The organism is Marinobacter guineae (genome assembly GCF_002744735.1).
Lineage (GTDB): Bacteria > Pseudomonadota > Gammaproteobacteria > Pseudomonadales > Oleiphilaceae > Marinobacter > Marinobacter guineae.
In genome coordinates this window covers 781,002-798,419 of the sequence record NZ_KZ319339.1, presented here as the reverse complement: position 1 = coordinate 798,419, position 17,418 = coordinate 781,002, and the positions used below count along the sequence as shown (strand labels likewise).

19 protein-coding genes are annotated in these 17,418 nt (G+C 57.7%); 16 read left to right on the top strand and 3 right to left on the bottom strand.

Features of this window, described 5'->3' with window-relative positions; translation table 11 throughout:
* Positions 1-27: 27 nt before the first annotated feature.
* From CLH62_RS03640 to flhB, 10 genes are all read left to right on the top strand, one after another.
* A complete protein-coding gene (locus CLH62_RS03640) occupies positions 28-375 on the top strand; it encodes an Hpt domain-containing protein (RefSeq protein ID WP_099616770.1) in 348 nt (115 codons plus the stop codon).
* Positions 376-530: 155 nt separating this feature from the next.
* Positions 531-1,736, top strand: a complete 1,206-nt coding sequence (locus CLH62_RS03635) for a flagellar hook-length control protein FliK (protein ID WP_099616769.1) — start codon at positions 531-533, stop codon at positions 1,734-1,736.
* 165 nt (positions 1,737-1,901) lie between these two features.
* Positions 1,902-2,411 carry a flagellar basal body-associated FliL family protein gene (locus CLH62_RS03630; RefSeq protein ID WP_099616768.1) on the top strand — a complete coding sequence of 170 codons (510 nt, stop codon included), beginning with the start codon at positions 1,902-1,904 and terminating at the stop codon, positions 2,409-2,411.
* Between the two features lie 35 nt (positions 2,412-2,446).
* Positions 2,447-3,445 (top strand): flagellar motor switch protein FliM, encoded by a 999-nt coding sequence (fliM, locus tag CLH62_RS03625; RefSeq protein ID WP_099616767.1) that lies wholly within the window; start codon positions 2,447-2,449, stop codon positions 3,443-3,445.
* Positions 3,438-3,929 (top strand): flagellar motor switch protein FliN, encoded by a 492-nt coding sequence (gene fliN, locus CLH62_RS03620; protein WP_099616766.1) that lies wholly within the window; start codon positions 3,438-3,440, stop codon positions 3,927-3,929. Before fliM ends, fliN begins: the two co-directional genes overlap by 8 nt.
* Position 3,930: 1 nt before the next feature.
* Positions 3,931-4,380 carry a flagellar biosynthetic protein FliO gene (gene fliO, locus CLH62_RS03615; RefSeq protein ID WP_099616765.1) on the top strand — a complete coding sequence of 150 codons (450 nt, stop codon included), beginning with the start codon at positions 3,931-3,933 and terminating at the stop codon, positions 4,378-4,380.
* 4 nt (positions 4,381-4,384) lie between these two features.
* Positions 4,385-5,176 (top strand): flagellar type III secretion system pore protein FliP, encoded by a 792-nt coding sequence (gene fliP, locus CLH62_RS03610; RefSeq protein ID WP_099616764.1) that lies wholly within the window; start codon positions 4,385-4,387, stop codon positions 5,174-5,176.
* 8 nt (positions 5,177-5,184) lie between these two features.
* Positions 5,185-5,454, top strand: a complete 270-nt coding sequence (gene fliQ / locus CLH62_RS03605; protein WP_099616763.1) for a flagellar biosynthesis protein FliQ — start codon at positions 5,185-5,187, stop codon at positions 5,452-5,454.
* Positions 5,455-5,457: 3 nt separating this feature from the next.
* Positions 5,458-6,243, top strand: coding sequence for a flagellar biosynthetic protein FliR (gene fliR / locus CLH62_RS03600; RefSeq protein WP_099616762.1), 786 nt, complete (start codon positions 5,458-5,460; stop codon positions 6,241-6,243).
* 166 nt (positions 6,244-6,409) lie between these two features.
* Complete coding sequence (gene flhB, locus CLH62_RS03595) at positions 6,410-7,546, top strand: flagellar biosynthesis protein FlhB (RefSeq protein WP_099616761.1); 1,137 nt, start codon at positions 6,410-6,412, stop codon at positions 7,544-7,546.
* A gap of 380 nt (positions 7,547-7,926) precedes the next feature.
* Here flhB and CLH62_RS03590 read toward each other — a convergent pair whose 3' ends face one another.
* The 3 genes from CLH62_RS03590 to upp are packed head-to-tail and all read right to left on the bottom strand — an operon-like array spanning position 7,927 to position 10,659.
* Positions 7,927-8,781 carry a class I SAM-dependent methyltransferase gene (locus CLH62_RS03590; protein ID WP_099616760.1) on the bottom strand — a complete coding sequence of 285 codons (855 nt, stop codon included), beginning with the start codon at positions 8,779-8,781 and terminating at the stop codon, positions 7,927-7,929.
* Positions 8,762-10,018: a uracil-xanthine permease family protein gene (locus tag CLH62_RS03585; protein WP_099616759.1), complete on the bottom strand. Its 1,257-nt coding sequence runs from the start codon at positions 10,016-10,018 to the stop codon at positions 8,762-8,764. Before CLH62_RS03585 ends, CLH62_RS03590 begins: the two co-directional genes overlap by 20 nt.
* A 2-nt stretch (positions 10,019-10,020) precedes the next feature.
* Positions 10,021-10,659, bottom strand: coding sequence for a uracil phosphoribosyltransferase (gene upp, locus CLH62_RS03580; protein WP_099616758.1), 639 nt, complete (start codon positions 10,657-10,659; stop codon positions 10,021-10,023).
* A gap of 219 nt (positions 10,660-10,878) precedes the next feature.
* Here upp and flhA point away from each other — a divergent pair, with 219 nt between their 5' ends.
* The 6 genes from flhA (at position 10,879) to CLH62_RS03550 (ending at position 17,410) form a co-directional block, all read left to right on the top strand.
* Entirely contained in the window at positions 10,879-13,059 is a 2,181-nt protein-coding gene (gene flhA / locus CLH62_RS03575; protein WP_099616757.1) for a flagellar biosynthesis protein FlhA, read from the top strand.
* A 60-nt stretch (positions 13,060-13,119) separates the two neighbouring features.
* Positions 13,120-14,412 (top strand): flagellar biosynthesis GTPase FlhF, encoded by a 1,293-nt coding sequence (gene flhF, locus CLH62_RS03570; protein WP_099616756.1) that lies wholly within the window; start codon positions 13,120-13,122, stop codon positions 14,410-14,412.
* A gap of 57 nt (positions 14,413-14,469) precedes the next feature.
* Complete coding sequence (locus tag CLH62_RS03565) at positions 14,470-15,282, top strand: MinD/ParA family protein (RefSeq protein ID WP_099616755.1); 813 nt, start codon at positions 14,470-14,472, stop codon at positions 15,280-15,282.
* A gap of 32 nt (positions 15,283-15,314) precedes the next feature.
* Positions 15,315-16,058, top strand: coding sequence for an RNA polymerase sigma factor FliA (locus tag CLH62_RS03560; protein WP_099616754.1), 744 nt, complete (start codon positions 15,315-15,317; stop codon positions 16,056-16,058).
* Positions 16,059-16,220: 162 nt separating this feature from the next.
* A complete protein-coding gene (gene cheY, locus CLH62_RS03555) occupies positions 16,221-16,604 on the top strand; it encodes a chemotaxis response regulator CheY (protein ID WP_008173086.1) in 384 nt (127 codons plus the stop codon).
* A 20-nt stretch (positions 16,605-16,624) separates the two neighbouring features.
* Positions 16,625-17,410 (top strand): protein phosphatase CheZ, encoded by a 786-nt coding sequence (locus CLH62_RS03550; RefSeq protein WP_099617611.1) that lies wholly within the window; start codon positions 16,625-16,627, stop codon positions 17,408-17,410.
* Positions 17,411-17,418 lie beyond the last annotated feature (8 nt).

The window sequence follows — 17,418 nt, the reverse complement described above, 5'->3', positions numbered from 1 at the left end:
TCATCAAAACGCACCAGGGGGTTGGTCATGAGTGATAAACCACACCTTGACGAGGAAGCACTGGCTGAGCTTCAGGACGTCATGGAAGATGAATTTGAAGTTCTGATACAGACCTATCTTGCGGACTCCCGGGACAGGATCCGGAGTTTGCGTGAAGCGCTGGAGGAAAATGACAGCGATGCCTTCACCAAAACAGCCCACAGCTTCAAGGGCAGTTGTATCAATATCGGCGCTCCCCGGCTCGGTGAGCTGAGCCTGAATGCCGAGAAGGCCGGAAAAGACTCTCGTCTGAAAGAAGCTCCGGCATTGCTGGATGCCATTGACGCGGAATTTCATCAGGTAGCCGAACGGCTGCAGGGTTTGCTTGTACGTTAATTGGTGCCCACTTAATCAAGCCCGGCTTTATAGAGCGAGAGTGCTCTGGCACCGCATTTGCTTAGCCTTTTGTAATAGTGGATAAATCGCCCCTGCATCGGCCAGAGTCCGGCAAGGTGAGGGCGCCAACGTGACAAAAGCGGCAAGAGGTTGCCATGGCCCAAATGGTTCTTCCCCAAACTCCCACGCCCGGGATTCAGAAGGAATCTGGTTCTTCCAGATCCACCAGCAGTGGCGATACGGCTGAAAGAAAACGCGATTTTGAGTCGGTCTCTCAGGTCGAGCAAAAACGTATGGATCGCCAGAAGGCAGAGCGAAACGAAAAGGCAACGTCTTCCGATGAGCCACAGTCAGCCCATTCTGACGCCGGCCGGAGTGATGCCTCCGGCGCCAAAGACACCGTCACGAAAGGTAATAAAGAGGCCGTCGGTTCCGCTGACGAAGCGGGATCCAAGTCCGCTGAGGCCGAGGTCGCAGGAGATCGGGCAGATCTGGACGCTACCGCACTCCCGCTCACCTTTGCCGAGTTGCAGGCCTGGCTAAGTCCGCAATCCGGTCGGTCGGGCGAGGCCAGCCTGTTTGCAGCTGCACCCAAAACCGGGTCCGGAGTGTCGGCCGGCGTTCCCGGCCAGCTGACTCCGGGCAATGGACTGTTCAACGGCCTGGCGTCGAACGCTCCTGGCCAGCAAGGCAAGACTCCTGCCGGTGTTGCGGCGGATGCAACGCTGACGGAAGCGATGAAGACGGCGTCGCTTTCGGACCTTGGCCGGAACGCGGAGTCGGGGACAGCGCTGAGCTCCGGTCGCTTCCAGTCGGCCATTGATCTGGTGTCGCAGCAGGGGGCAAGCGGCACCAATGCCGCCGCAAAACTGGCTGCAGAGACGGCAGGCTCACTGACGGGCCCACTGAAAAGTTATGCCACCTCCATTGATGTGCCGATTGGCCACGCCGAGTGGGGCGACAAACTGGTCGGTAAACTCAGTTGGCTGACCGCCCGGAACATGTCGGTGGCGGAAATTCACCTGACTCCGCCCGATATGGGGCCAATGGAGGTCAAGGTCCGGGTTCAGAATGAACAGGCGAGCATCACCGTTCACTCTGCCAACCCTTTGGTGCGTGACCAGCTGGAACTGAATTCCCACCGGTTGCGGGACATGCTGGGAGAGCAAGGCCTGTCTCTGGCCGGATTTGATGTTTCTGACTCGCCCCAGCAGCAGGCCGGTGACCAGGGCGCCGAAGAAAGCCATGCCTCCGGCACGGCCACGGCGTCGCAATTTGCCGACACCGACCAGGATGACGACAGCCTGAAATCAGGTAACCTTGATCTCAGCTGGAAAGGTGAAGTGGACATCTTCGCCTGACGGCTCCCGAAATTCTCGTCCAATCTCTTTTGCCCATCCTTCCCGGCAACGCTAAACTGCTGTTCTGAACGGGAAGGGTGGGGTTTCTGGCCCATCCTTTGCATCCACTCTGAGAAAGTCACGGAAAAACGCTCCCTCTGACGAATTTCTGGCAAAGCGAACACTATGGCTGAAAATAACGCGTCTGAAACGGCTCCCGCCAAAAAAGGCAAATTGAAGCTGATCATCATGCTGGTGGCGGTTGTTATTCTGGCGATTGTGCTGTCTGTTGTGGGCACCCTGTGGTTTCTCGGTGGTGGTTTGCCTGGACTGGGCGGAGACGATGGGGAAGTGGGCGAAGCAGCAGAAGAAAGCTTTGTTCCCAGCACCTACGTGCCGATTGACAAGGCTCTGGTTACAACAGTGCAAGCCCAGGGGCGCCAGCGTTATGCCCAGGTCTATCTGGCGCTGGAAGCGACTGATCCCCAGGCTCTGTCAGCGGCGCAACTGCACTTGCCATTGATCCGCAGCCAGCTGGTCATGGTTCTTGGTAACAGTGAGTTCAAGGACTTGCAGACGCCCGAGGGGCGCCGGGGCCTGGCCGAGCGAATGCTGACGACCGTGAACCAGGTGCTGGAACAGGAAGGTGAGCCCGCCGTCAAACGGGTGTTATTCAGAAATTTTGTCGTGCAATAGGGCACGGGCGAAGCCTATCAGGGGCAGGATCAAGTATGCAGGACTTGTTGTCACAGGATGAAATCGATGCCCTCCTCCACGGGGTGGATGATGGTGACATTGATACCTACGAAGAGGCCGATGATACCGGCATAAAGTCCTACGACCTCTCCAGTCAGGACCGCATCGTCCGTGGTCGCATGCCGACCCTGGAAATGATCAATGAGCGGTTTGCCCGCTATACCCGAATCAGCCTGTTCAACCTCATGCGCCGTAATGCGGATGTTTCCACCGGCGGCGTCAAGATCATGAAATTTGGTGAATACATCCACACATTGTATGTGCCCACCAGCCTTAACCTGTGCAAGGTGCGCCCGTTGCGGGGCACTTCCCTGTTCGTGCTGGACGCCAAGCTGGTGTTCAAGCTGGTGGACAATTTCTTCGGCGGCGAAGGGCGGCATGCCAAGATCGAAGGCCGGGAGTTCACCCCAACCGAGACGCGCATTGTCCAGATGGTTCTGAATCAGGTATTTCAGGATATGAAAGAGGCCTGGCATGCGGTGCTCAAGGTCGATTTCGAGTACCTCAGTTCGGAAGTAAACCCGGCTATGGCCAACATCGTCAGCCCCAGCGAAGTGGTGGTGGTCAGCACCTTTCATATCGAACTGGATGGTGGCGGTGGTGAGCTCCACTTCGCCTTGCCCTATTCCATGATAGAGCCAATTCGCGACGTACTGGACGCCGGGGTGCAGAGTGATATCGATGATGTTGATGAGCGCTGGGTTAACGCACTCCAGGAGGACATCAAAGAGGTTAACGTGCCGATCAACACCACGGTCTGTCGCCGGCGGATTTCCTTGCGGGACATCGCAAAAATGAAGGCCGGAGACATCATTCCCGTGGAGATGCCGGATCACCTGACAGTTACCGCTAACGGCATTCCCATCTATAAAGCCACGATGGGTACCCGTGACGGAAAACTGGCACTGAGAATTCACGAACGGGCAACGGTGCCCAAAGTAAAGAAACAACTGAAGGTGGGACGCAATGGCTGACGACGACAAGAAAGACGAGCAGGAACTCAGCGAAGACGAAAAGCTGGCTGCCGAGTGGGAAGCAGCCATGGAAGAGTCCGGCGACGAAGGCGGCCGTGAGGACGAGTGGTCTGCCGCCATGGCCGAGGCCGGTGAATCGGAGGACGCCGGCAACGGCGTTCAGACGGCCCCCATGGAGGAATTCGACACGGGAACCGAGCCTGCAAAGGGCGATGGTCTGTCTCCGGATATCGACGTTATCCTGGATATCCCGGTCACCATATCAATGGAAGTGGGCAATACCCAGATACCGATACGTAACCTGCTTCAGCTGAACCAGGGCTCGGTGATCGAACTGGACCGGCTTGCCGGTGAACCATTGGATGTTCTGGTGAACGGTACCCTGATTGCTCACGGGGAGGTGGTTATGGTGAACGAAAAGTTCGGCATTCGCCTGACCGACGTGATCAGCCCGGGCGAAAGAATCAAACGGTTGCAGAAGTAATATGTGGTCAAAGCTCCCGGGCATCTCATTGTTGGTACTGGTGACTCCGACCCTGGCCCAGGAAACGGCCAGCACCGCAGCTCCGGCTTCCCCGGTCAGGTCGCCGGATACCCTTGGCACCATTGTCAGCCTTGGCTTGGGTCTTGTCGCCGTGATTGCGGTGATCTATGGCTGCGCCTGGATCATCCGCCGGATGAACGGCATGACCGGCATGAACAACAACGCCATCAAGGTGGTTTCGGTGATGGCCATCGGAGCACGGGAGCGTATTGCCTTGATCGAGGTGGGCGGTCAGCAGATCCTGTTGGGGATTACTCCCTCGGCCATAAGGACCCTGCACGTCTTTGACGAGCCCGTCGTCGATGCCGGCAATGCCAGTTCCGGTGATTTTGCCCGTCGTCTGCAAAGCATGATTGGCAAATCCTGGACCTCCCCGACGAGGAATGACTAGGCCCATGCTTGCCGTTACTCTCAAGCCTGCCATTATCAAGCGACTGATTCCCACTCTGGTTGTGCTCGCCGGCCTGGCCTGGGCGCCACTGGCTCTGGCTCAGGAATCCACCGGTATACCCGGCATTCCTGCGTTTACTGTCACCCCGGGGGAAGGCGAGGGCGCTCAGGAATATTCGGTGACCCTGCAGATACTGGCGCTGATGACCGCGCTGACCTTCCTGCCGGCCATGCTCATGATGATGACCTCCTTCACCCGAATCATCGTCGTGTTTGCCATTCTCCGTCAGGCCATTGGCCTGCAGTCCACACCATCGAACCAGATCTTGCTGGGCCTGGCCCTGTTTCTGAGCATCTTCATCATGAAGCCGGTCCTGGAAGAAGCCAACCAGGTGGGGCTGCAGCCCTATCTGCAGGAAGAGGTGACGTCCCTTGAAGCGGTTGAACTGGCCAGCCAGCCATTCAAAAAGTTCATGCTGGAGCAAACCCGGGAAGACGACCTGGCCCTGTTCATGCGGATTGCGGACGTGCAGTATGACACCCCTCAGGACGTCTCCTTCTGGATACTGATGCCTGCGTTTGTCACCAGCGAGCTCAAGACCGCCTTCCAGATCGGGTTTATCCTGTTCATCCCGTTCCTGATTATCGACATGGTGGTGGCCAGTGTTCTGATGGCCATGGGTATGATGATGCTGTCGCCGATCATTATCTCACTGCCATTCAAGATCATGCTGTTTGTTCTGGTAGACGGCTGGGCCCTTATCATGGGCACCCTGGCTGCCAGTTACGGAATATAGGGGGCCTTATGACTCCGGAAACGGTTATCGACATCTTGCGCGAAGCACTCTGGTTGATTGTCCTGCTGGCGTCCGTCATCATCGGACCGGGTCTGGTTATCGGTCTTGTTGTCAGCACCTTCCAGGCGGCCACCCAGATCAACGAGCAGACCCTCAGCTTCCTGCCGCGCCTGCTGATCACACTGATTGTCATCATCGTCTGGGGCCCCTGGATGCTGACCCAGCTCCTCGACCACGCTAACCGCCTGTTCGCCAACATTCCCTACCTGATCGGTTGACCGATGATACCGGCAGACCTCAGCGCGGACCTGATCGGCCAATGGGTAGGCCAGCACCTCTGGCCCCTGTTTCGCCTGGCCAGTTTTCTGATGGTGGTCCCCATTTTCGGCACCCAGCTAGTCCCGGCCCGGGTCCGCCTGGGCCTGGCCCTGCTGATGACCATCCTCATTGTGCCCATGATACCGCCGGTTCCCCAGGTAGAGGCACTGAGTGCTGACGCCGTGGTCATCACCCTGCAACAGATCCTGATTGGCGTCGGCATGGGCTTCGCGTTGACTGCCTTGTGGCAACTCTTCGTCGTTGCCGGCCAGATGATTGCCATGCAAATGGGCCTCGGCTTCGCCTCCATGGTCGACCCGGCCAACGGCGTCAACGTGCCTGTTCTGGCCCAGATTTACACTATCACCATCACCCTGTTGTTCCTGGCCATGAACGGACACCTGGTCGCCTTCGAAGTCTTCATCGAAAGCTTCCGGACCCTGCCCATCGGCATGGAAGGCCTGGGACAAACCGGCGTCTGGGAACTGGCCCATCGCATCAGCTGGATGTTCGCGTCCGCCATGCTGCTGGCACTGCCGGCAGTAGCGGCCGTGCTGATCGTCAACATCTCCTTCGGCGTCATGACCCGCGCTGCGCCCCAGATGAACATCTTCGCCCTGGGTTTTCCGATTGGCCTGATTTTTGGATTGTTTGCCATATGGGTGCTGCACGCCAATTTCCTGCCGCACTTCGATCAGTACACGAGAGAGACGTTTGATTTCATGCGGGGACTGCAAGGTCAACCTTAGGTGGCCGCGAAGTCGAGACGAAGAGAGACTCCCCTTGAGGAGTTTGCAGAGGCAGGTGGGGCAGGCTTTCCAAAACTGTGCGGAGCCAAGCGTACACGGATGTATTCACAGCGTGTTTTGGAAAGCCTGACCCACCTGCCGACACTGCACAAGCCGGATTTAACGAATGGCCGAAGAAAACGACAACAGTCAGGAAAAAACGGAAGAGGCCACCCCCCGAAGGCTCGAAAAAGCCAGGGAGGAGGGCCAGACTGCCCGTTCGAAAGAGCTGGCCACCATGGCCGTACTCCTCGCCGGCGCGGGCGGCCTGCTCATGTTTGGTGCCAGCCTCGGGGCGTCACTGGAAGCCATCATGCGTGACAGCTTCGTTATTGAACGCTCCGCCATCTACGACACCCGGCACATGAGCCTCCAGTTGCTGGCCTCCGCCAAGGAAGCCGCCTGGGCACTAGCACCCATCCTGATCATGCTCCTGATCGCCGCCGTATTCGGCTCCATCGGCATTGGCGGGTTACTGATCAGCGGCAAAGCCATCGCCCCCAAACTCAACCGCATGAACCCCATCAAGGGACTTGGCCGCATGTTTTCCATGCGCTCATTGATAGAACTCGTCAAAGCCATCGCCAAAGTCGGCCTGGTCATGGCCGTGGCCATACTCATCCTCAACCTGCGCACCGAAGACCTGCTCAGCATCGCCGAAGAGCCGGCGGTACCGGCTATGGAGCACGTACTCTGGACCCTTGGCTGGAGCTTCTTTGCGCTGTCCTGCGCCACCATCATCATTGCGCTGATTGACGTGCCGTTCCAGATCTTCGATCACCAGAAAAAGCTCCGGATGACCATGCAGGAAGTGAAGGACGAGTATAAGGACACCGAGGGCAAGCCGGAGGTCAAGGGCAAGATCCGCCAACTCCAGCGCGAAATGGCCCAGCGCCGCATGATGCAGGACGTACCTACGGCGGACGTGGTTATTACCAACCCGACCCATTATGCGGTGGCACTGAAATACGATCAGAAGGCGATGGGCGCGCCGGTAGTGGTGGCCAAGGGCGCCGACGAGATTGCCTTCAAGATCATGGAAATCGCCCGCGAGAACAAAGTCGAAATCCTGCGGACGCCACCGCTGACCCGGGCGGTTTACCACAACACCGACATCGGCGAGGAGATTCCCGATGGCCTTTATATGGCTATCGCGCAGGTTCTTGCCTATGTGTTCCAGTTGCGGCAGTTCCGCAAGGGACGTGGGGCCAAGCCTGGTATGCCTGATTTGCCTATTCCTTCGGATTTGCGGCGCGATGTTTGAGTTTGCGTTCTTTTCTTAGCCTGCCTGTTAGGGAGTAAGCGTGGTTGTGAGCGGCCTTTTCAGGACACGCTACGAGCACATCCTTGTGCGCTTGACTGTGGCCATCCATGGCCACAGACAGTCCTGAAAAGGCCGCTCACAACCACTTTTGAAGCCGATCGATATCGCTTAAAAAACGCTGAAGAGGTGTCGTTGGGGAACCGGAGGATTCCTGTGAAGTTGGTGAGGTTTGCGGGGTTACTTCCCAAAAATGTTGGAGGCCATGGATGGCCGGAAACAAGCGCACATGGACGTGCTCGTAGCGGTTTTTGGGAAGTAACCCCGCAAGCCTCCTCCTCTCCAATTTCAGGCTTGGGCTAGAGCCTAAGCCGAAAACCTACTTAACAGCCAGCCTCAATAACCCGAACCATCGGCTCCCCCCGGCTTTCCGGTATCGGCAGAACTCCATACCAGGACCGGGGATTATGCACGGTCGTGGCGTTGAACCCGCAGGAACGGAAATGCTCCCGGGCCTGTTCGTCGGTCTGGAAGTGGAAGGTGACCTGGCTTCGGGTGGCTGCTCCGAGCAGGCTGCCCAGGGCTTTGAGGGTGGTGTTCAGCAGCGGCTGGGTGGGTTGGTAGTAGCTTTCGGACAGGTAGATGGAGCCAGGGCGCTTTGCCATGGCGGCGGCAAGCCGGCGCCAGAAGTTGCTGATGACATCCACCGAAAAATAACTGGTCAGGCCTTCGGTGATGATGATCACCGGTTCGGTGTTGTCGAACACCCGGTCGATCACAGTCTCAAGCTGATACTCGCCGTGCTCTGCCAGGATATCAATCGGTGTTACCTGGTGGTGGTCGCCCAGCCGGCCGGTGGCCAGGAGTCTCAGGGCTTTTCGGCCGGCCATGTCGGGCAGGTCGGCTTCCACCATGTGGATCAGCGGGTGCCTTTGCCGGAGGCGGGTGCCCCGGGGTGACATGCCGCAGGCGATTTCCAGGACCTGCGTGATGCCTTTGTCCCGGATAGCCTGGTCAATCAGATGATCAATGATGAGATGGCGCTGGAGCAGAAAGGTGCGGATGTTGCCGCCGATGGCCGCCTTGCTGGCTGCCTCGAACGGTGTCATCAGGTGATAAAGCCAGCGGCCCTTTTCGGTGGCGAGGGTGTCGTCCGATAGCCCGTACCGGTGCCAGACGGCACCGGTATACAGGGCAGTGAAACTGATGCCGGAGCTGTCAGTCGGTTTTCTGCTCATAAATGGCTTTACCCCACGCCTCGTGGCTGCCTGGCAACACCAGGTTCAGGATGATGGCGGCCACTGCGCACAGCGCGATACCTTCCATGTTGCCAAGAACCATTCCGCCAATACCGAACACCAGGGTGACACCCACGATAACCAGGTTGCGAGACTGCGACAGGTCCACCTGATGGCGGATCAGTGTGTTAAGGCCAACCACCGCAATGGAGCCGAACAGCAGGCACAGGATGCCGCCCATGACCGGTACCGGAATGGTCTGCAGCGCTGCACCGAACTTGCCCACGAAGGCCAGAACGATGGCAATACAGGCAGCCCACCACATCACCTTCGGGTTGAAGTTCTTGGTCAGCATGACCGCGCCGGTAACTTCCGAGTAGGTGGTGTTGGGCGGTCCGCCGAGCAGAGAGGCAGCGCTGGTGGCGAGGCCATCGCCCAGCAGGGTGCGGTGCAGGCCGGGCTTTTCGATGTAGTTTTTGCGGGTCACGTTGCCGATGGCCAGTACGTCACCGATGTGTTCGATGGCCGGCGCAATCGCAACCGGAATCATGAACAGAACAGCCCCCCAGCTAAAGGACGGCGCAACAAAATTGGGTACCGCAAACCAGGCCGCTTCCTGAATGGGCGTGGTATCCACAATGCCTGCGACAGCGGAAAGGATATAGCCGGTAATAACGCCAAACATGATCGGAATGAGCCGGAAAATTCCCTTGGACCAGACTGACATGATGATGGTCACGGCCAGTGAGATCATGGCGATCCAGATGGCGGTGTCGTAGGGAATCAGTTGGGTTGCGCCATCACCTGTGCGCCCGGAGGCCATATGAACGGCAACTGGTGCGAGGCCAAGACCGATGGTCATGATCACCGGGCCGATCACGACCGGGGGCAGCAGGCGGCGGACAAAGCCGGTGCCCCGAAGGCGAACCAGTCCGCTCAGGATGATGTAGAGGATGCCTGCTGCCATCAGGCCGCCCAGGGTTTCTTCCATGCCAAACCGGCCCTTGGAGGCAATAACCGGTGCGATAAAGGCGAAGGAAGAGGCCAGGAAAATGGGAATCTGGCCGCCGGTGACCACGTGGAAGATCAGGGTGCCAAGGCCGGCTGTGAACAGGGCAACGTTGGGGTCCAGCCCGGTAATCAGAGGCATCAGAACCAGTGCGCCGAAAGCCACCAAAAGCATCTGGGAGCCAGCGATCGCCTGTTTCCAGACCGGGTCGTTGGTATGGTCCTGCATGCTCAAATGTCCTTCTGCTTGGTGCCGAAGATCTTGTCGCCGGCATCGCCGAGACCGGGAAGGATATAGCCTTTCTCGTTCAAGTGGTCGTCAATTGAGGCGGTGTAGATAGACACATCCGGGTGTTTCTCCAGGACCTTTTCAATACCCTCTGGAGCGGCGACCAGAACCAGTGCCCTGATCTCGGTGCTGCCCGCCTTCTTGAGCAGGTCGATGGTGGAAATCATGGAGCCGCCGGTGGCCAGCATCGGGTCGACAATCAGTGCCATCCGCTGGTCAAGCTCCCCCACCAGTTTTTCCAGGTAGGTGCTGGCTTCCAGGGTTTCCTCGTTGCGGATCTGGCCGACAACGCTCACCCGGGCGACCGGAATCAGGCTGAGCACGCCATCGAGCATGCCAAGACCCGCCCGAAGAATCGGAACAATGGTGATCTTCTTGCCGTGGATCTGTTCCACCGTCACCGGGCCGGCCCAGCCTTCGATGGTCTTCTCCTGCAAGGAGAAGTCCTTGGTGGCCTCGTAGGTCAGCAGGGCACCGACTTCCTGTGCCAGCTCACGAAAATTCTTGGTGCTGATATCCGCACGGCGCATCAGGCCGAGCTTGTGGCGGATAAGCGGGTGTTTTACCTCGTGGATGGGCATGGGGTCACCTGTGTGTCGGGTTAGGGTTTCAATGTCGCGATCAAATGGCGCAAGGATACCGCATCTGGCAGGTCGAGTCAGGCGGCTGAGCACCGGTCTGCGTGAAATCCTCGACGGAGTGGTACGGATCTTGCGATAACCCTTTCAAACGACGTTACGGCGTCAGAATCTCGACCTTCAAAATGCCTTCAGGCATGGCCAATCGGAGAAGTTTCCGGCATGGACAGAGCTTTAGTCCTCAATAACGTCAAAACCCTGACGCGGGGAAATCTGGGCGTACCCATCATGTTGATGGGGTTGCTGGGCATGATGATTCTGCCCATGCCGGCCTTCCTGCTGGACGTGTTTTTTACCTTTAACATCACCTTGTCAATCGTCATTTTGCTGGTATGTGTCTACGCGCTTCGGCCCATGGAGTTTGCGTCTTTTCCAACAGTGTTGCTGGTCGCCACGTTGTTGCGCCTGGCCCTGAACGTGGCGTCTACCCGGATCGTGCTGCTCAACGGCCATGAGGGCGGAGACGCTGCCGGTAAGGTCATTGAATCCTTCGGCGCGGTGTTGATTGGCGGTAACTACGCCGTTGGCCTGGTGGTCTTTGCGATCCTGATGATCATTAACTTCCTGGTGGTGACGAAGGGTGCCGGCCGGGTTTCCGAGGTAAGTGCCCGGTTTACCCTGGATGCCATGCCAGGCAAGCAGATGGCGATCGACGCCGATCTGAATGCGGGCCTGATCAACCAGGAGGAGGCCAAGCATCGCCGGGCAGAGATTGCCCAGGAAGCCGATTTCTATGGCTCCATGGACGGTGCGTCGAAGTTCGTGAAAGGCGATGCCGTTGCCGGCCTGCTTATTCTGGCCATCAATATAATCGGCGGAGTGGCGATCGGCATGCTCCAGCATGGCCTGGATTTTGGCCTCGCCATGGAGCGCTATGCATTGCTAACTATCGGTGATGGTCTGGTCGCCCAGATTCCTTCGCTGCTGCTCTCAACCTCTGCCGCCATCATGGTTACCCGGGTGACTTCCAGCCAGGACATGGGCGGGCAGATTTTGCAGCAGATGTTCAGCGCGCCCAAGGCATTGTCAATTGCTGCAGTCATCCTGATCATTCTTGGCCTGATTCCGGGTATGCCCCATGTGGCCTTCCTGGGCCTGGGTGCGCTGGCCGGGGGCGCTGCCTGGTATATCTGGAAACATCAGCGCCAGACGGTAGAAGAAGAGGGCGTATTCCCGGGGCGGGGCGGGGCCTCTGGTACACCGCGTCCGGCCGGTCGCGATCTTCCGCCGGGCGGCGATGTTGGTGGCGATCAAGGGCGTCAGCTTCCGGCACCGGGGGAAACAAAAGAGCTGGGCTGGGACGATGTTTCCACGGTGGACATTGTTGGCCTGGAAGTGGGTTACAGGCTGATTCCCCTGGTTGACAAGTCCCAGGGTGGCCAGCTCCTCAGTCGCATCAAGGGCGTGCGCAAGAAGCTGTCCCAGGACCTGGGTTTTCTGATGCCCTCCGTTCACATTCGCGACAATCTCGACCTGATGCCCAACGTATACCGAATTACCCTGATGGGCGTCACCATTGCCGAGGCAGAAATTCATCCAGACCGGGAGCTGGCCATTGATCCGGGCCAGGTGTTCGGCAAAATCGAAGGCATTGAGGGCAAGGACCCGGCGTTTGGCCTGGATGCCTGCTGGATCGAGCCGGACCGGAAAGATCAGGCCCAGACTCTCGGCTACACGGTGGTGGACGCCAGTACGGTTGTGGCTACCCACCTGAATCAGGTTTTACAGAAGCACGCTCATGAGTTGCTGGGCCACGAGGAGGTTCAGAAGTGGCTGGACCAGTTGGAGAAGACCTCGCCGAAGCTGGCCGAAGAGCTTGTTCCCGCCACCATTTCCATCAGCCTGCTGTTGAAAGTGCTGCAGAACCTTCTGAAGGAAGAGGTGCCTATTCGGGATATGCGCTCAATTGCCGAGGCTGTCGTGAATGTCCATCCGAAAAGCCAGGATCCGAAGCTGCTTACTACGGTTGCCCGCCAGGCACTGCGGCGGATGATCGTTCAGAGCATTTGTGGCAATGAGGCGGAGATACCGGTGATCACTCTGGATCCGGATCTGGAACAGTTATTGCTAAAGTCTGTTCAACAGAGTCAACAATCCGGCGGACAGGAAGACATTGGCCTGGTTCTGGAGCCCAATATGGTTGAAAAGCTTCAGCGCTCGCTTCAGGAGAGCGTCCAGCGACAGGAAATGCTGGGTAAGCCAGCCATTTTGCTGGTTTCCGGGCCGCTGCGGCCGGTACTGGCAAAATTCGCCAGCTACGGGGTAGAGCGTTTGCATGTGCTCTCGTACCAGGAAATACCGGATAACAAACAGATCACGATCGTGGCGTCCGTTGGCCAGTAACGGCGCGGATGACAGAGCGGACAACGCCGGCACGGTGTTGCCGGTGGAGGAAGAAGCATCATGAAAGTAAAACGGTTTTTTGCCAAGACCATGGCAGAGGCGCTGAAACAGGTCAGTGAACAGATGGGGCCAGACGCCGTGATTCTTTCAAACCGCCGGGTGGACGGCGGCGTCGAAATTGTGACGGCGCTGGACTATGACGAAAACATGGCGCGCCAGCGACTGGGTGATCAGGCGCAGGAAGCCACCAACGGCTCGCGCCTGGCAGAAATGCAGGCGGATCAGCACCGGCGTCTTGAGGACGAGCTCGGCCGGTCCCGGGATCGCATCCGGGAGGTCCGTGAAAAGCGGGCTTCCCAGGGTGCGGGTTATACCGGGTCGTCGTTCGCGGCGGTTCAGGAGGCGGTGGCTTCCGGGTTTGATGATCAGAATCCGGCTCCGGGCCGATCCGGGGAAGTCTATTCCGATGAGCTGGCACAGATGCGCGCGGAGATCAGTTCCCTAAAGGACATGATGCAGGGCCGTAAGCCGGCGCCTGAGGTGCCGGCAACCAATGCGGTTCAGCAGAGACTGGCCGAGCGACTTCAGGAATTCGGTCTCGGTAGCGATCTGGCGGGGTCTATTTCTCGTCGCCACAAGGCCGGGCGTCTGGAGGATGGCTGGAAGCAATCCCTGAAAATGCTGTGCACCGGTGTCCGGACCTCCCGCATGGAATGGCTGGATCAGGGCGGTGTCTTTGCCCTGGTAGGGCCAACTGGTTCGGGTAAAACCACCACGATCGGTAAGCTTGCGGCGCGGTATGTGCTCAAGCATGGTGCCGATTCCGTGGCCCTGGTTACCACCGACCGTTATCGGGTGGCGGCCCATGAACAGTTGTTTGTCTTCGGTCGCATTCTGAATGTGCCGGTGCGAGTTGTCGACGAAAGCCACAGTCTGGATGATATTCTGGACGAGTTGTCAGACCGTCATCTGGTACTGATCGACACCGCCGGGCTGACCAGTTTGGACAAAGGCTATCAGGAACAACTGGCCGAACTGGCGCGCAGCCATCACAATATCAAGACGCATCTGGTAGTGTCGGCTACCAGTCAGCCGCGCATCATGAAATCCGTCTGGCATTGCTATAAGATGGCAAATCTGGCGGGCTGCGTTATGACCAAGATCGACGAGGCCCTGACACTTGGTGAGTCTCTCGGCTTTGTGATGGAAACCGGCCTGCCGGTGGCCTACTACACAGACGGGCAAAAGATTCCCGAAGACCTGCACCACGCGGAAGCTGTTCCGCTGGTGCGGCTGGCCGTGGACCGGCTTAAAACTCTCCAGAAACAGCAGGCGGTCGCCGAAGGAGCCTGAGAGAGCGAGCGTCCAGAAACAGCACCCGGCTAAACGTGGCGAGAGACTAAAAACAGTATGAGCAGAGCACAACCTGTACAGGTGATCGCAGTTTCCGGCGGAAAAGGTGGAGTCGGCAAGAGTAACGTGTCGGTGAACCTCGGGATTGCCTTGGCACAGAAAGGCCGGAGAGTGGTGCTTCTTGATGCCGACCTGGGGCTGGCCAATATCGATGTGCTGCTCGGTATTACCGCCAACCGGAACATCCAGGATGTGCTGGCGGGCGAGTGTGATCTCAAGGACGTCCTGGTCGATGGCCCCGGGGGCATCAAGATTGTACCGGCATCTTCCGGTACCCAGCGAATGACTCAACTAAGCCCCATGGAGCATGCCGGACTGATCAACGCGTTCAGTGAACTCGGTGACCAGATCGATGTGCTGATCGTGGATACTGCTGCGGGCATTTCCGAATCCGTGGTGAGCTTTCTGAGGGCTTCCCAGGAGCTGCTCCTGGTGGTGTGCGACGAACCCACATCCATCACTGACTGTTATGCCCTGATCAAACTTATGAACCGTGATTACGGCACCAACCGTTTCCGCATTCTTGCCAATCAGGTGAGAAATGAGCAGGAAGGCCGGCATCTGTTTGAAAAACTGACCCGGGTCACCGAGCGCTTCCTTGATGTGGCACTACAATATGTCGGCATGGTGCCTTACGATGAGGCGGTGAAAAAAGCGGTTCAGCGGCAGCGAGCAGTGCTGGATGCCTATCCCCGGGCGAAAGCTTCCCTGGCGATCAAGGCGCTTGCGGAAAAAGTTGATAGCTGGCCGCTGCCTTCCTCTCCCCGCGGCCATCTGGAATTCTTTGTGGAGCGGCTCGTCGAAGTCTGAATCGGATCCAGTCAAACAAAAAAACCGGATACATGACATTGGCGAAAAACCTCGGAATCTATAGCCAGTCAGGCGCGCAGAAGCCTTCTCAGCTCGTTGAGGAGCACGCGCCTCTGGTCAAGAAAATCGCCCTTCATCTGATGGCCCGGCTGCCGGCCTCTGTTCAGCTTGAAGACCTGATGCAGGCCGGAATGATCGGTCTGCTTGAGGCTGCTCAACGCTACAGCTCCACCAAGGGTGCAACCTTCGAGACTTACGCCGGTATCCGGATTCGTGGCTCCATGGTGGATGAGATCCGCAAGGGCGACTGGGTTCCCCGTTCTGTACACCGTAATGCCCGCCGCATTTCCCAGGCCATCAAGACCGTCGAAGACCGCCTCGGCCGGGAAGCCATGGACCTGGAAGTGGCTGAAGAACTGGACATGGGGCTGGCCGAGTATCATTCCTACCTCTCCGATTCCAACAGCGGACGACTTTTTAGTCTCGATGAGCTCAATGAATCCGGAGAGCTGCCGATACAACAAACAGAGCCACGGGATAATCCCCTGGAAGGGCTGTCGTCTGACGCGTTCCGTCGCAGTCTCGCTGAGGCTATTGAGCAGTTGCCGGAGCGGGAAAAACTGGTGCTGAGCCTGTATTACCAGGAAGAGCTGAACCTCAAGGAAATTGGCGCGGTACTCGGTGTCAGCGAAAGCCGGGTCAGCCAGATCCACAGCCAGGCAGCCTTGCGCCTTCGTGGGCGGTTGTCGGATTGGCGCCAGGATACGGGCAACTGATCACCGGCTTTGTGTGTCTGCACCGGGGCAGTCTGTAGTTTTTGGTAACCGATGCTTTACAACCGAAGCAAACATCAGACAATAAGCGGTTAAAACAGCGGCCTGCTGGATTTCGAGCAGAAAGGTCAAACGAATTCCGGGTGTTACTAACTGGAGGTCCCTTTGGACAAGAACATGAAAATTCTCATTGTGGATGACTTTTCCACAATGCGACGGATCATCAAGAACCTGCTGCGTGATCTTGGCTTCACCAATACCGATGAAGCTGATGACGGCAACACGGCGCTGCCGATGCTCAAAAGCGGAAAATACGATTTTCTGGTAACCGACTGGAACATGCCGGGTATGTCCGGTTTTGATCTGCTCAAAGCTGTAAGGGCGGATGAAAACCTGAAAACCCTGCCGGTACTTATGGTTACCGCCGAAGCCAAGCGGGACCAGATTGTTGCCGCGGCCCAGGCAGGCGTGAATGGCTATGTCGTCAAGCCGTTTACCGCTGCAGTGCTCAAGGAAAAGATTGAGAAAATCTTTGAAAGAATCCAGTAACCAGAGGTCGGATGGCTCTCATGAGCGATAGCAAGAAGAACCATCGGGGCCTCGAACCAGAGGTTACGGAAAAGCTCCAGCGTCAGGCAACCGAACTGGCTGAATGTGTCAATGCTGGTGAATATGCCAAAGCCATGACCCTGATCAATGAACTCAGTGAAGTCAGGGATCAGAGTCTGTACCGCGAGGTCGGGCGACTCACCCGGAGTTTGCACGAAGCGATCCGGAACTTTCAGATAGACCCCCGTAACGCGGAGCAGCAGGAAGCGCTGTCAAAAATGACAGATGCCTCTGATCGCCTTGAGTACGTGGTGCATATGACTGGTGAAGCGGCCAACCGGACCATGGATCTGGTCGAGGCAACCATGCCGGTAGCCAACGCATTGAGAGACGAGGCAGCGGCGTTGCGGGACGAGTGGCAACGGTTACGCCGCAGGGAGATGCAGCCGGCAGAATTTCGCCAGTTGTATGGTCGGATCGACAATTTTTTTGCCGGTATGACCACTAACGCGGACACCATGTACAACAACCTCTCGGAAATATTGCTGGCCCAGGACTTCCAGGATCTTACCGGGCAGGTCATCCAGAAGGTCACCACGCTGGTGAAAGAGGTTGAGGAGCAGATGCTCAGCCTGGTGGTGATGGCCAGTCATGTCGATCAGCTGACGGGCACGGTGCACCAGATTGAGGAAAAGGAAGAATCTGCGGAAAAGGGCGTCGGGCCCCAGATCAAGGCCGATGAGCGTGAAGATGTAGTCTCGGGACAGGACGATGTTGATGACCTGTTGTCCAGTCTCGGTTTCTGAATAAAGAG